Origin of the sequence: Saccharopolyspora gloriosae (genome assembly GCF_022828475.1) — a bacterium.
Taxonomy (GTDB): Bacteria; Actinomycetota; Actinomycetes; order Mycobacteriales; family Pseudonocardiaceae; genus Saccharopolyspora_C; species Saccharopolyspora_C gloriosae_A.
In genome coordinates this window covers 4,920,981-4,935,184 of the sequence record NZ_CP059557.1, presented here as the reverse complement: position 1 = coordinate 4,935,184, position 14,204 = coordinate 4,920,981, and the positions used below count along the sequence as shown (strand labels likewise).

The 14,204-nt window shown below is 69.8% G+C and carries 10 protein-coding genes; 6 read left to right on the top strand and 4 right to left on the bottom strand.

Annotation, left to right across the window (positions count from 1 at the left end):
* Positions 1-26: 26 nt before the first annotated feature.
* A complete protein-coding gene (locus H2Q94_RS21410; protein ID WP_243788981.1) occupies positions 27-1,445 on the bottom strand; it encodes a lipase maturation factor family protein in 1,419 nt (472 codons plus the stop codon).
* Between the two features lie 249 nt (positions 1,446-1,694).
* Between H2Q94_RS21410 and H2Q94_RS21405 the strand changes: the two genes are divergently transcribed.
* On the top strand, positions 1,695-2,525 hold the full coding sequence (locus H2Q94_RS21405; RefSeq protein WP_243788980.1) for a putative RNA methyltransferase: 831 nt from the start codon (positions 1,695-1,697) through the stop codon (positions 2,523-2,525).
* Positions 2,526-2,579: 54 nt separating this feature from the next.
* On the opposite strand, the gene H2Q94_RS21400 is transcribed toward H2Q94_RS21405, so the two are convergent.
* Entirely contained in the window at positions 2,580-3,932 is a 1,353-nt protein-coding gene (locus tag H2Q94_RS21400; protein WP_243788979.1) for an FAD-dependent oxidoreductase, read from the bottom strand.
* A 581-nt stretch (positions 3,933-4,513) separates the two neighbouring features.
* On the opposite strand from H2Q94_RS21400, the gene H2Q94_RS21395 reads away from it, so the two are divergent.
* The 3 genes from H2Q94_RS21395 to H2Q94_RS21385 all read left to right on the top strand — a co-directional run bounded on the left by H2Q94_RS21395 (position 4,514) and on the right by H2Q94_RS21385 (position 9,598).
* Positions 4,514-6,628 (top strand): putative bifunctional diguanylate cyclase/phosphodiesterase, encoded by a 2,115-nt coding sequence (locus tag H2Q94_RS21395; protein ID WP_243788978.1) that lies wholly within the window; start codon positions 4,514-4,516, stop codon positions 6,626-6,628.
* Positions 6,629-6,965: 337 nt separating this feature from the next.
* On the top strand, positions 6,966-9,008 hold the full coding sequence (gene thrS / locus H2Q94_RS21390) for a threonine--tRNA ligase (RefSeq protein WP_243795834.1): 2,043 nt from the start codon (positions 6,966-6,968) through the stop codon (positions 9,006-9,008).
* The gene (locus tag H2Q94_RS21385; protein ID WP_309501053.1) at positions 9,005-9,598 is read left to right on the top strand and encodes an HIT family protein; all 594 of its coding nucleotides are present in this window, start codon (positions 9,005-9,007) and stop codon (positions 9,596-9,598) included. The genes thrS and H2Q94_RS21385 overlap by 4 nt, the downstream gene beginning before the upstream one ends.
* Before the next feature lie 75 nt (positions 9,599-9,673).
* Here H2Q94_RS21385 and H2Q94_RS21380 read toward each other — a convergent pair whose 3' ends face one another.
* Entirely contained in the window at positions 9,674-10,213 is a 540-nt protein-coding gene (locus tag H2Q94_RS21380; protein ID WP_243788977.1) for a YceI family protein, read from the bottom strand.
* 200 nt (positions 10,214-10,413) lie between these two features.
* On the opposite strand from H2Q94_RS21380, the gene pgsA reads away from it, so the two are divergent.
* Positions 10,414-11,022, top strand: coding sequence for a phosphatidylinositol phosphate synthase (pgsA, locus tag H2Q94_RS21375; RefSeq protein WP_243788976.1), 609 nt, complete (start codon positions 10,414-10,416; stop codon positions 11,020-11,022).
* A gap of 192 nt (positions 11,023-11,214) precedes the next feature.
* Positions 11,215-11,595, top strand: a complete 381-nt coding sequence (locus H2Q94_RS21370) for a hypothetical protein (protein ID WP_243788975.1) — start codon at positions 11,215-11,217, stop codon at positions 11,593-11,595.
* A 448-nt stretch (positions 11,596-12,043) separates the two neighbouring features.
* Here the strand turns inward: H2Q94_RS21370 and H2Q94_RS21365 are convergent, their stop codons facing one another.
* Positions 12,044-14,113 (bottom strand): elongation factor G-like protein EF-G2, encoded by a 2,070-nt coding sequence (locus H2Q94_RS21365; RefSeq protein ID WP_243788974.1) that lies wholly within the window; start codon positions 14,111-14,113, stop codon positions 12,044-12,046.
* Between the last annotated feature and the right edge of the window lie 91 nt (positions 14,114-14,204).

The window sequence follows — 14,204 nt, the reverse complement described above, 5'->3', positions numbered from 1 at the left end:
TCCAGGAACGGGAATGAGATCCGGGCTCAGCCGGGAAGATCCGCTGCGGACATCGCCGGGATCAGTTCGCCCGCCGGCTTACGTGTCCACCACGTTCCGGTCCGGTGTTCAGCTCGGTTCGCGAAGCGGTAGAGGTACAGCCGGACGCGGACCAAGGCCGGTGGTTCGTCCGGGAAGGGGTCGTGGCGCAGCACTCGTCCGATCCTGCGATCTCCGCGCAGCAACGCGCGCAGCAGCGCTGGCAGCCACGTCCGGCCGTAGTGCGGGGCGATGGTGACGAACCACAGCAGCCAGCCCAGCCGGTGGTGGTAGGGCGCGACCTGCGGTGGTCTGCGCCTCGGATCTCCCGGTTTGCCGGGGAATTCGTACTCCTGCCAGCCGGATTCCCCGCTGTGGTCGGAAGTTCCCTCGACGACGACCTCGTAGCGGGTGCGGGTGACCGTGCCGAACGCGCCGTAGGTGTTGCCCAGGTGCAGCGCGTTGAAGCTGCGGTTCATCACCTGGCTACGGCCGAGCATGTTGCGGACCGGGTGGTGGGCGAGCGCCAGCATCCCCGCCGTCACCGCCAGGACCAGGATCTGCTGCCACAGCGGCGAATCCCGCGCCTCCGGGACGGGGAAGCGCAGCAGCCGGTCGTCCATCGCGGCGAAGGCGAGCGCGATCGTGATCAGGTTCAGCCACGCGAAGTTGCCGCTGAGCAGCAGCCAGCACTGGGTGATCACGATGAGCACGGCCGCGGCGTTCGCGATCGGCTGCGGCGCGAACAGTGCGAACGGCACCACCAGCTGCGTGCCGTGGTTGGCCAGCACCTCCGCCTTGTGCAGCGGCCCCGGCAGCCGGTGGAAGAAGCGGCTGAGCGGGCCGGGCATCGGCTGCGTCTCGTGGTGGTGGTGCAGCGCCGTCAGGTTCCGCCAGCTGGAGTCGCCGCGCAGCTTGATCAGCCCGGCGCCGAACTCGACGCGGAACAGCAGCCAGCACAGCAGCCACAGCACCGGAGCCGGGGGAGTGGTGTGGGCGGGACCCAGGAACACCACCAGGAAACCGGCCTCCAACAGCAGCGACTCCCAGCCGAAGCCGTACCAGATCTGGCCGATGTTGACGATCGACAGGTACAGCACCCACAGCACCAGCCACACCAGCATCCACGCCCACAGCGGCAGCAGCGCCACCACGCCGAGCAGCGCGGCGGTGCTCAGCAGCACGCCCGTCCAGGCCACCGCGCTGAAGAAGCGATCCGAGTAGTGCAAGTGGAACAGGCTGGGGCTGCGGCGGAAGCCCACCGCCCGCAGGAACCGGGGGGCCGGCGTGAGCCCGTGCTCCCCGGCCAGGGCGCGGAACTGGTGCACGGCGTTGGCGAAGCCGAGCAGGTACACGGCGGCCACCAGGTGCGCGCAGACCGCCCGCGCCTGCCGGTACTCCGGCGCCCAGAACCAGGAGCCCACCACCGCCTCCTCCGCACTCCGGCCTCACCCCGGAGTGTTCCCACCCCACCACCACGCCACGCAACCAGCCCCGACCCGGGCTCAGGCGAATGTCCCGTTTGACCGGTGGGGGGACGTTCACCTCGTGGTGCCGGTGGGCGGGTGGGCCGTTTGACCGGTGGGGTGCAGGGGCGTTCGCCTGGGGTGCTGGTGAGGTGCTTGCCGGAGCGCGGGGAGGGTGCCGCCTAGGATTCGGGCCGGGGAGGCGGAAAAGTGTTGGACGAAGTCGCACGGCTGCTGGCGTGCCCGCATTGCGGTGGTGGGCTGGAACCGGCCGATCGCACCCTGCGCTGCTCGGCGAATCACGCGTTCGACCTGGCCAAGCAGGGTTACGTGAGCCTGCTGGGCGGGCGCGGTGCTCCCGGGCCGGGTGACACCGCCGAGATGGTCGCCGCCCGCGCCGACTTCCTCGCCGCCGGGCACTACGCGCCGATCGTCGAGGCGCTCGCCGACAGCGCCGCCGACGTGCACACCGGCGGGCCGTTGCTCGATCTCGGTGCGGGCACGGGGCATTACCTGGCGCACGTGCTGGAGCGGCTGCCCGCTGAGGCGGGAATCGCGCTGGACGTCTCCAAGTACGCCTCTCGCCGCGCGGCCAAAGGGCATCCGCGCGCGTCGGCGGTGCTCGCCGACGCCTGGCAGGCGTTGCCGGTGCGCGACGGAGTCGTGGGCTCCGTGCTGAACGTGTTCGCCCCGCGCAACCCCGCCGAGACGCACCGCGTGCTGCGGCCCGGCGGGCACCTGGTGGTGGTCACCCCGAACTCGGGTCACCTGGCCGAGTTGGTGTCCGCGCTGGACCTGCTCAGCGTCGACGAGCGCAAACCGCAGCGGCTCGCCGACCAGCTCGCGGGGCACTTCGAGCCGGTCGGTTCGAACGTCCGCGAGTTCCCGCTGAACCTGGACGTCGCGGAGATCGCCACTCTCGTCGGCATGGGGCCGAACGCCTGGCACCTCGCCGAATCCCTCCCGGCCCGCATCGCCGAACTGCCCACCCCGTTCCCGATCACGGCCTCGGTCACCGTTTCGGTCCACCGGCGGTCCTGAAACGCGAAGCGGCCCCGCCGGTGATCGGCGGGGCCGCTTTTGTGCTCAGGTGCGTCAGCTGTCCTTGCGGGAGATCTCGATCATCTCGTCGCGTTCGACGACCTTGATGCGCTCCCGGCCCTGGGCCTCGCCGAGCGCCTGCTCGTGCGCGTCGAGCAGGTTCCAGCCGTCCCAGGTCGTGTACTGGACGCCGTTGTCCTCGAGCAAGCGCAGCACGCTGTCGCGGTCGGGCTCCTCGGCCGAGGGCATCGAGTCCAGGTCGGACAGCAGGTTGTTGATGGTCTCCAGCGCGTCGCCCTTGGTGTGGCCGATGAGGCCGACCGGCCCGCGCTTGATCCAGCCCGTCGTGTAGACGCCGGTGATGTGGTCGCCGTCGAGGTCGAGCACCCGTCCGCCGTCGTTCGGGACGGTGCCGGTGCCGTGGTCGAACGGGATGTCCGGCACGGGGGAGCTCAGGTAGCCGACGGCGCGGTACACGGCCTGCGCGGGCGTGGTCTCGAACTCGCCGGTGCCGCGCACGTTGCCGTCGCCGGTGAGCTCCATGATCTCGGTGCGCAGGCCCTCGACGCGGTCGGTGCCGAGGACCTCGACGGGACCGCGCAGGAAGTGGAAGTGCAGCCGGCGCGGCGTGTCGTTCTTCGGGTCCCGCAGTGCCCAGTCCTGGAAGGTCTTGACGATCGTCTTGACCTGGTTGCTGCTGCGGATGGCCTCTTCGCTGGCCTCGTCGAGCTCGAAGCCCTCCGGGTGCACGATGAGCTCCACGCCCGGCTGGTGGTCGAGTTCGCGCAGCTCCAGCGGCGTGAACTTGGCCTGCGCGGGACCGCGGCGGGCGAACAGGTGCACGTCGGTGACCTGCGAGTCCTTCAGGCCTTGGTAGACGTTGTCCGGGATCTCGGTGCTCAGCAGGTCGTCGGCCTGCTTCGCCAGCACCCGCGCCACGTCCAGCGCCACGTTGCCTGCACCGATCACGGCGACTTCCTTGGCGTCCAGCGTCCAGTCGCGGGTGGCCTCGGGGTAGCCGTCGTACCAGTAGACGAAGTCCGCGGCGCCGTGGCTGTGGGCCAGGTCGATGCCGGGGATGTCCAGCGCCCGGTCCTTGTCGGCGCCGGTGGAGAAGATCACCGCGTCGTAGTGGTGCTGGAGCTGGTCGAGCTTGATGTCCTCGCCGTAGTTGACGCCACCGAGGAACCGGATCTCCGGCTTCTCCATGATCCGCCGCAACGCGTTGACGATGCCTTTGATCCGAGGGTGGTCGGGCGCGACGCCGTAGCGGATGAGCCCGTACGGAGCGGGCATCCGGTCGAGCAGGTCGATGTCCACTGGGGTCTCGGATTTCGTCAGGATGTCCGCGGCGTACACGCCGGCGGGGCCGGCCCCGACGATCGCCACTCGCAGTGGGCGGGTCATGCGTGTCCTCCTGCTCGACTTCACGGGTGACTCCGGGGATCGGCCCCGGAGCCCGGTTGGACGCGCCGGCGGTTCCGGGGAGTCCCGACACGCGCGGTGCGATCCGATCCCCACCAGCTTAGGTTGCCCTTACCGTAAATCCCGGAGTTCGGACGGTGAGAAGCCTCATAGAGCGGTTCGCCAGGGCAGGTGATCGGTCGGACATTCGACTGATGACCGAACGCGGACCGTCACAGTACGATCACGTTCGGCGTTGGTGTCCGTACCTTCAAAAGATCTTGTAGAGTACCGACTTTAGTCGGTCCGCCCGCCGTGGACGCCGGCATTCAGGAGGCAACGATGCACCAGCGGCCGGAATGGCTGCCTGATGGTGTGGACCTCGAAGAACCCGCCGTGACCGGGTGTCGCGCAGTGCGGGTGAAGCCGGAGGTCAAGAGGGTGTCGCGCCGCGTCCGGGTGAGCCCGGTTCGCGGCGCGCGGCATTCGTCAGGCCGAGGAATATGCCGATTCCGGAATGGTGTTCTTGGAATTCCCGCATTGTGCGCGATGACGTCGAAGTCCGATTCCGGCGGTGCCATGCGATGACCGACGAACAGCTCGAGTACGCGGAGTTCGTCCGTCGCTGGACCCGCGAGATCATCCGCACCAGCTACGTACCCATGGCCCGCGCCGACATCGAGGCGTTCCTGCGCAGGCACCTCGACGCGATCCTCGAAACGCTCGACGACGAGGACCGGCTCACCGGTGCCGCCGCCGAACTCGGCGAGCGCCTGGTGCGCATCCACTTCACCAGCCCCACCGCCCTCGACCGGACGTTGTGGATGCTCGGCGAAGAACTGCCGAAGCTGCGGCCGGCCGAAACCAAGCCCGGCACCCCGGTCGCGGCGCTCGGTGCCGTCGCCGCGAGCTACGCCGGGCAGCTGCGCGAACAGACCCTCGACGAACAAGAGGTCATCAAACGCGCCGTGCTGCAGGCCAGGGACGCCGCGGAGGAGGCGCTGCGCGCGAGCGAGGCGTCGTTCCGCGCGGTGTTCACCTCCTCGGCGCTGGGCATCGCCATCGTCACGCTCGACGGCGTCATCGAAGAGGTCAACGTCCCGATGGAGCACATCTTCGAACCGGTGTGCCGGGACCTGGTGGGGCGCAGCGTCTTCGACCTCACCGACCCGGACTGGGTCGACGACCTGGTGGAGAACGTCGAGGCGCTCTCGGTCGGCGAGGTCGACCGGTTCCAGTCCGAGACGCGCCTGAGCGGCCAGGACGGCGCGCACATCTGGACCCAGGTCTCGGCGTCCCTGGTGCGCGACTCGCAGGAACGGCCCGACTACCAGGTGCTGCTCTACGAGGACATCACCGACCGGCACATGCTCCAGGAGCAGTTCCGCAGGCAGGCCACGCACGATCCGCTGACGGGGCTGGCGAACCGGACGTTGCTCAAGACCACGATGGACGAGGCGCTGGAACCGGCGTACCCGGGTCGCCGCGTCGGGTTGTGCTACTTCGACCTCGACGGGTTCAAGGCCATCAACGACAGCCTCGGCCACCCCATCGGCGACGAGCTGCTGCGGGCGATGGCGCAGCGGCTCAACGCGCTGGCCACCATGGAATCCGGGCTGGCGGCGCGGATGGGCGGCGATGAGTTCGTGGTGCTCGTGCCCGATTCGCAGGGCGCGGCGCGGCTCGTCGAGATCGTCGAGCACATGCTGGCCGAGGTCACCCGTCCCGTGTCGGTCCGCGGGCACCAGCTCACCGCCTCGGCCAGCGTCGGCGTGGTGGAGACCGCGGTGGCCGACACCGGACCGGACGAGTTGCTGCAGGACGCCGACATCACGCTGTACCGGGCGAAGAGCGAGGGCCGGGCGCAGTGGGCGCTGTACGACCCGAAGCACAACGCGGAGGCGAAGGAGCGGTTCCGGCTGTCCGCGGCGATGCCGAGCGCGCTGCGCGACCACGAGCTCTACGTGGAGTACGAGCCGGTGCTGTGGCTGGACAGCGCCGCCCTCGTCGGCGTGCAGGCCCACTTGCGCTGGGACCACCCGGAGTTCGGTGAGCTGGACGCGGAGGACTTCCTCGGGCTGGCGGAGGAGACCGGCCTGATCACCCGGCTCGGCACCTGGATGCTGGAGCAGGTCTGCGCGCACGCGGTGCACTGGCAGGAGCGGTTCGGCGACCGCGGCCCGGTGGCCGCCGTCGGCCTGTCCGCGCGGCAGCTGCGCGACCCGGAGCTGGTCGCCGACATGCGCCGCATCCTGGGCTCGGCCGGGCTTCCCGCGAGCAAGCTGATCATCGGAGTGCCGGAGACCGCGCTGTTCGACCAGCGCGGCGATCCGATCGACGCGCTGGAGATCTTCGCCGAGATGGGCCTGACGCTCGCGGTGCACGATTTCGGCCGCGACCACCGCAAAGTGGCTCGACTGCGCGGCCTGCCGCTGCGCGCGGTGCGGCTGACCGGTGGCTACCTGGACAGCTTCGCCGACCCGGACGGCCCGGATCCGCTCGACGAGCACCTCGTGTCCAGCCTGGTCGGTTCAGCGGAGCTGCTGGGGTTGACCGTCATCGGCAACGGGGTGCGCACCATCGAGCAGGCGAAGCGGCTGCGCCACCTCGGCGTGGAGGGAGTGATCGGCCCGTGCGTGGGCGGTCTCGCCTCGGCGATGGAGATCGAGGCGATGATCGCCGAAGGTGATCTCGCCTGAACTGCGCAGCGGAGTCTCAGCGGTCTTCTCGCCGCCGGTCTCGAGCAGTTCCGCACCAGGCGAATGGGCCGTCCTCGCGAGCGAGCAGCTGAGAACCCGCCGGTGACGTGCCGGGGTGGTCACCGCCCGTCGGCTTCGCCGCTGACAGGACCCGGATCCTGCGAGGGCCGCTGAACTCGTCCGTGCCGGACAGGGGCGGAAATCGGGTGGCGGTCGGCCGATAGCATCAAAAGGGCAAGCGCAAACCAACTGTATTCGCCGGTCGCCCGTCGGCGATCATCCTTCGCAAGGAGTACTCGTGTCCGTTCAGCCGTCCGAAGCCCAGCAGGTCACCAGGGTGAAGGTCCCGGCGGGCACAACCGCTGCCGCCGCCGTGGCCGAGGCGGGCCTGCCCGGGCAGGGCGCGCAGGCGATCGTCGTGGTCCGCGACGAGGACGGCGAACTGCGCGACCTGGCGTGGGTGCCCGAATCCGACGTGGAGGTCGAGCCCGTCGCCGCCGACACCGAGGCGGGGCGCAGCGTCATCCGGCACTCCGCGGCGCACTTGCTGGCGCAGGCCGTGCAGCAGCAGTTCCCCGACGCGAAGCTCGGCATCGGCCCGCCGGTCAAGGACGGCTTCTACTACGACTTCGACGTGGACCGCCCGTTCACCCCGGAGGACCTGCAGGCGCTGGAGAAGCGCATGAAGCAGCTCATCAAGTCCGGGCAGAAGTTCGCCCGCCGCCGCGTGGACTCGGTGGAGGCCGCCCGTGAGGAGCTGGCCGCCGAGCCGTACAAGCTGGAGCTGGTCGACCTCAAGTCCGGTGCGGACGAGGTCGACACCAGCGAGGTCATGGAGGTCGGCGCCGGTGATCTCACCGTCTACGACAACATCGACCGCCACGGCGAGGTCGTGTGGGGCGACCTGTGCCGTGGCCCGCACGTGCCGCACACCAAGTTCATCCCCGCGTTCAAGCTGACCCGCGTCGCCGCCGCCTACTGGCGCGGTGACCAGAGCAACCAGCAGCTGCAGCGCGTTTACGGCACCGCCTGGGAGTCCAAGGAGGCGATGGCCGAGCACCTGGAGTGGCTCGCGGAGGCCGAGCGCCGGGACCACCGCAGGCTCGGCGCCGAGCTCGACCTGTTCTCGTTTCCCGAGGAGGTCGGTTCCGGGCTGCCGGTGTTCCACCCCAAGGGCGGCATCATCCGGCGCGAGCTGGAGGACTACTCGCGGCGCCGCCACGAGGCCGCCGACTACGAGTTCGTGAACACCCCGCACATCACCAAGAGCACGCTGTTCGAGACCTCCGGGCACCTGGACTGGTACAAGGACGGCATGTTCCCGGCGATGCACCTCGACGAGGAGCTCGACGAGAACGGGGCGGTGCGCAAGGCGGGCCAGGACTACTACCTGAAGCCGATGAACTGCCCGTTCCACAACTTGATCTTCCGTTCGCGCGGCCGGTCCTACCGGGAGCTGCCGCTGCGGCTGTTCGAGTTCGGCTCGGTGTACCGCTACGAGAAGTCCGGGGTGGTGCACGGCCTGACCCGGGTGCGCGGCATGACGCAGGACGACGCGCACATCTACTGCATGCCGGACCAGCTGCAGGACGAGCTGAAGTCGCTGCTGTCGTTCGTGCTGGACCTGCTGCGCGACTACGGGCTGGAGGACTTCTACCTGGAGCTGTCCACCCGCAACGAGGAGAAGTACGTCGGCGACGACGAGAGCTGGCGGGTGGCCACCGAGGCGCTGCGCGAGGCCGCCGAGTCCTCCGGCCTGGAGCTGGTGCCGGACCCGGGCGGCGCCGCGTTCTACGGGCCGAAGGTCTCCGTGCAGGCCAAGGACGCGCTGGGCCGCAGCTGGCAGATGTCGACCATCCAGGTCGACTACCACCTGCCGGAGCGGTTCGACCTGGAGTACACCGGGCCGGACGGCACCAAGCAGCGGCCCATCAAGATCCACCGGGCGCTGTTCGGCTCCATCGAGCGGTTCTTCGGCGTGCTCACCGAGCACTACGCGGGAGCGTTCCCGGCGTGGCTCTCGCCGGTGCAGGCCGTGGGCATCCCGATCGCCGACGAGCACGCCGAGCACCTCCAAGACGTGGTGAAGGCGTTGCGTGCCAAGGGGATCCGCGCCGAGGTGGACCACGGCGACGACCGGATGCAGAAGAAGATCCGCACCCACACCACGCAGAAGGTGCCGTTCCTGCTGCTGGCCGGTGGCAAGGACGTGGAGGCCGGCGCGGTGTCCTTCCGCTTCCGCGACGGCACGCAGATCAACGGGGTGCCGGTGGCGGACGCGGTGTCCGCGCTGGGCCGCTGGGTCGAGCGCAGGGAGAACGCCTCGCCGACCGCGGAGATCTTCCAGGCGGAACTGGCGGGCGAGACGGAGACGGCGTGACGGTCGGCGACAGCCCTTTCGGCGACAGGCCCTTCGACGACAGCGGGGTCCAGTTCTCGGAGCAGCGCGGCACCGGTGTGCCGGACGCGCTGCAACGGTTGTGGACCCCGCATCGGATGGCCTACATCCAGGGCGAGAACAAGCCGGAGGGCGAGGCCAGCGAAGGCTGCCCGTTCTGCCGGCTGCTGGATTCAAGCCTGCCGGACGAGGAAACGCTGATCGTGGCCCGCGACGAGCTGGTCTTCGCGATCCTCAACCTGTACCCGTACAACCCCGGCCACCTGATGGTGCTGCCGTACCGGCACGTCGCCGACTACACCGAGCTCACCGAGGCGGAGACCACGGCCGTCGCGGTGTTCACGAAGCGCGCGATGCGGGTGATCCGCGAGGTGTCCGCGCCGCACGGGTTCAACATCGGCCTCAACCAGGGGCCGGTGGCGGGCGCGGGCATCGCGGCGCACCTGCACCAGCACGTGGTGCCGCGGTGGGGCGGCGACGCGAACTTCATGCCCGTCATCGGGCACACGAAGGTCCTGCCGCAACTGCTCGGCGACACCCGCCGGTTACTCGCGGAGGCCTGGCGGGGCTGAGCTTGCCTGGTACCGCTGAGCTGAACATGACGAAGGCCGAGGACGTGCTGTCCTCGGCCTTCGTGGTCTCCGTGCTCAGTCGCGGAGGTGAGCCTCGATCTCCAGGGTGATCTTCACCTTCTCGCCCAGCATGGCGCTGCCCTCAGGGCCGACGCCGAAGTCGGTGCGGTTGATCGTGGTGGACGCGGAGATGCCGACGAGCTTGCCGCCCTGGCCGTTGTCGGCGAAGCCGCCGAGCTCGGCCTCCAGGGAGACGGGCTTGGTCACGCCGTGCAGGGTGAACTCGCCGTCGATGATGTAGTCGCTGCCGTCCTGGCGGATGCCGGTGGAGCGGAAGCCCGCGGTCGGGAACTTCTCGACGTCGAGGAAGTCGCTGTTGCGCACGTGCGCGTCACGGTCGCCGTTGCCGGTGTTGATCGTGGCGGGGTCGATGTTCGCGGTGACCGAGGACTCCAGGGGGTTCTCGGCGGTGACGATCTCACCGCTGAAGCCGTCGAAGCGGCCGCGGGAGCGCCCGACACCGAGGTGGCGCAGGGTGAACTCGATGTCGGAGTGCACGCTGTCGATGTCCCAGGTGCCGACGACGTAACCGGGGATCGTGGTCGCGGTGCTCATAGACTTCGTCTCCTGAAGCAGATGCGGAAGGGTTTCCGTTTCGGCTAACGGTGTTGAAGCTTCAACCATTCCAGCTGTGACCCAATTCACCTGATTCGGGGCGGGTCGCCTGCCGTCCGGCCACCGCGGCGGTTCCGGATACTCTGCGAGTGGACCAGGCACCGCGAACCCGGTGCGCAAGGCGGCTGACAGAACAGGCGATGCTGAACATCTTCGCGCGGGCTTCGATCTCCCGCTGGACGCACCCGCTCGGCGCCGCGTTGGTCCGCCTCGGCCTCACGCCCAACATGGTGACGATCATCGGCACGGTCGCCGGCGTCGCCTCCGCGCTCTGGTTCTTCCCGCGCGGCGAGCTGTTCGTCGGCACCGTCGTGGTCACCGTGTTCCTGCTGTTCGACGTCCTCGACGGCGCGATGGCGCGGGCCGGCGGCAAGTCCTCCACGTTCGGCGGCGTGCTCGACGCGAGCTGTGACCGCATCGCCGACGGAGCCCTGTTCGGCTCGCTGGTGTGGTGGGCGCTCGTCGTCGCCGAAGATCGGGTGCTCGGGTTCGGGCTGCTGATCTGCCTGGTGGGCGCGCAGGTCACCTCGTACGTGAAGGCGCGTGCCGAAGCGAACGGGCTCAGTGCGGACGGCGGCCTGGCCGAACGCGCCGAGCGCTTCGTGCTCGTCCTCGTCGGTACCGGCCTGCACGGCCTCGGCCTGCCGTACGTGCTGGACATCGCGGTGTGGGTGCTGGCGGTCCTCTCGGCGCTCACCATCGTCCAACGCCTACGCGCCGCGGATCAGGCGGGCGCCGGCTCCTCGTAGCCGTCAGGCGAACGCGTTCTTCGCCCGGCCCACCGGTCGAAGGAGACTTCACCGGAGGCACCGGGTGTGCTCGGTTGACCTGATGCTGCCGGGCGAATGAGGAATTGACCTCGGCCGGGGCGTCGCGGGGTGCGGGCGGAGCGCTGGATAGGCTGCTCGCCGCAGGTGTTCGTCGGTGAGGAAGGTGGCTCAGTGGGGTCGACGGGCTACGACGTTCGCATTCGGGCGTGGGCGAGCGGGCAGTACGATTGGTTCCCCCTCGCCTCGGCGGTGTCCGCCGAAACCGTGGAGATCTTCCGCGAGACCGCGCTGTGGGACATCGACGCCGCCGAATCCGAGTCCGCCGCCGACCCGGTCGCACTCGTCACGTCCCGGCTCACCGATGCCACCGGATACGCGGTGTGGATGCGCTACCCGTCCTCCGGCGGCAAGGTCCCGTGGGGCCTGATCGCCGACCGCCTCACCCCGGACCAGGCCGCCGCCTACGCCCTGAACCCGCAGCTCCAGCTCAACATCCAACCCGCCGCGGACCGCTCGACCCCACCACCGGTGGAGGAGGCAGCAGCGGAGTGACCGGCGCACGCCGATGATCGGTCGTGCCGTTGAGTCCGAACACCGCGAGCCCGGCCGGCCGTCGAAGATCGCGGTGAATTCCGCGTGCTCCGCGCTGGTGATCTCTGGTGCGGGCGCGGTCTTCCAGCTCACCGCGGCGGAACGCTTCCCGCCGGTGAGAAGATCCAGCGGCGGTCCGAACCGCTGTGCCGAGACGCGGACGTCAAGCGGGAAGTCCGCTTGGCAGAACGAGCCCGGACGCTCCTGCGTCTTCGGTCGACCACGTCCCGTCCGTGGGCGAGCACCGCGCAAACATCGGTGATCTTGCCCAATCAGTGGCGATACCGGTCCCGGCCTCGTGCGCTGACACCGCTCGCGGCACCTCCCGGCGGAGTGAACGGACCGTTCGTCCAAGCAGATTGGGCGAACGGTCCGTTCACTCACCTCGGAACGGGAGTGGATCACTCGGTCAGGTGGGCATGGCGTCGTAGTGGCCGAAGGTGCGGCTGAACGAGGCGCTGCCGGACGTCAGGGAGCGGATGTTGATCGAATAGCGGACCAGTTCGCTGGAAGGCACGTGGGCGCGCACCACGGTCCAGCCCGAGTCGTCCGGTTCGGTGCCGACGACCTTGCCGCGGCGGCTGGACAGGTCGCCCAGGATCACGCCCAGGTGCTCGTCCGGGATGAACACCGAGACGGCGTCCACCGGCTCCAGCGTCACCAGCCCGGCCTGCTCGGCGGCCGCGCGCAACGCGAGCGCACCGGCGGTCTGGAACGCCGCGTCCGAGGAATCCACGCTGTGCGCCTTGCCGTCGACCAGCGTGACCTTCAGGTCCACCACCGGAATCCCGTCGGCCAGGCCGCGTTCCACCTGCGCCCGGATTCCCTTCTCCACGCTCGCGATGAACGGCTTCGGGATGGCGCCGCCCACCACGCGATCGGCGAACTCGATGCCGGTGCCGCGTGGCGCGGGCTCCACCTCGATGTCGCACACCGCGTACTGGCCGTGGCCGCCGGACTGCTTCACGTGCTTGCCGTGGCCCTTCGCGGCCTGCCGGAACGTCTGGCGCAGCGCCACCCGCACCGGCTCGGTGTCGACCTCCGCGCCGCCCTCGCGCAGCCGTTGCAGCACGACGTCGGCGTGCGCCTCGCCCATGCACCACAGCACCAGCTGATGCGTCTCGGCGTCCTTCTCCATCCGCAGGCTCGGATCGGCGGCGATGAGCCGGTTCAGGTTGCGCGCCAGCCCGTCCTCGTCGCTGCGGTTGTGCGCGGTGACGGCGATCGGCAGCAGCGGCTCCGGCATCGGCCACGGCGACAGCAGCAGCGGACGTGCCGGATCGGACAACGTGTCGCCCGTTTCGGCCGAACCGAGCTTCGTCAGCGCGCACAGGTCGCCCGCCACGCACCGCGACACCTCCCGCAGGCCCGAGCCCAGCGGCGAGTACAGGTGCGCGACCCGCTCATCCTCGTCATGATCCGGATGCCCGCGTTCGGCCATGCCGTGCCCGGACACGTGCACCGCCCGCTCCGGCAGCAACGTCCCGGAGAACACCCTGGCCAGCGAAACCCGGCCCACGTAGGAGTCGACGGAGGTGTGCACCACCTCCGCGGCCAGCGGGCCGGTCGGGTCCGGGCCGAGTCGGCGCGGGTCCCGGCCGCGCGGGTCGGTGAACTCCGGGGCCGGATGTTCCAGCGGTGACGGGAAGCCGCGGACCAGGCCGTCGAGCAGCTCCGGCAGGCCCAGTTCCGTGGCGGCGCACACCGGCAGCACCGGGTGCAGGCCGCCGCGGGACACGGCGGTCTCCAAGTCGCTGATCAGTGTCGCCTCCTCGATGCGCTCGCCTTCGAGGTAGCGGTCCATCAGGGATTCGTCTTCGTTCTCGGCGATGATCGCCTCGATGAGCTCGGCGCGTTCCCGTTCGAAGCCGCGTGCGGCGCCGGTGCCCGAAACGGTGCCGGTGAGCACCCCGACCAGGCCGGTGGTCGTGCCGTCCGACCCGCGCAGCGGCAGGTACAGCGGCAGCACACCGGCCCCGAACGCTTCCCGGCACGACTCCAGTGCGGCATCCGGATCAGCCCGGTGCTGGTCCAGCCGGGACAGCACCACGGCACGCGGCATGTCGACCCGAGCGCACTCGTGCCAGATGGCTCGGGTGGCGGCGTCGACTCCTTCGGCGGCGGCCACCACGAACAGCGCCGCGTCCGCCGCGCGCAGGCCGGCTCGCAGCTCACCGATGAAATCGGCGTAGCCGGGCGTATCGATGAGGTTGATCTTGTGCTCGTCGTGGCGCATCGGTGCCACCGAAAGCGCGACCGAACGCTGCTGCTCGATGGCGGCGCTGTCGTGATCGCACACCGTGGTGCCCTCCACGACCGAGCCGTTGCGCGGAATGGTGCCGGTCGCGGTCAGCAACGCCTCCACCAGCGTGGTCTTGCCCGCGGCCGACGGGCCGACCAGGACGACGTTGCGGATCGTGCTCGGATCGGTGGGAGCGGGCGCGGCCTGCACCCCCGGAACGTTCTGCTTGTTGCCCATCGCTGCCCCCTCGGACGTGGTTGTGTGTCACCGATCACACACCCGAGTGACAGTGCGTGCAATGCCGTTCACCACGGACGACGCCCGGCCG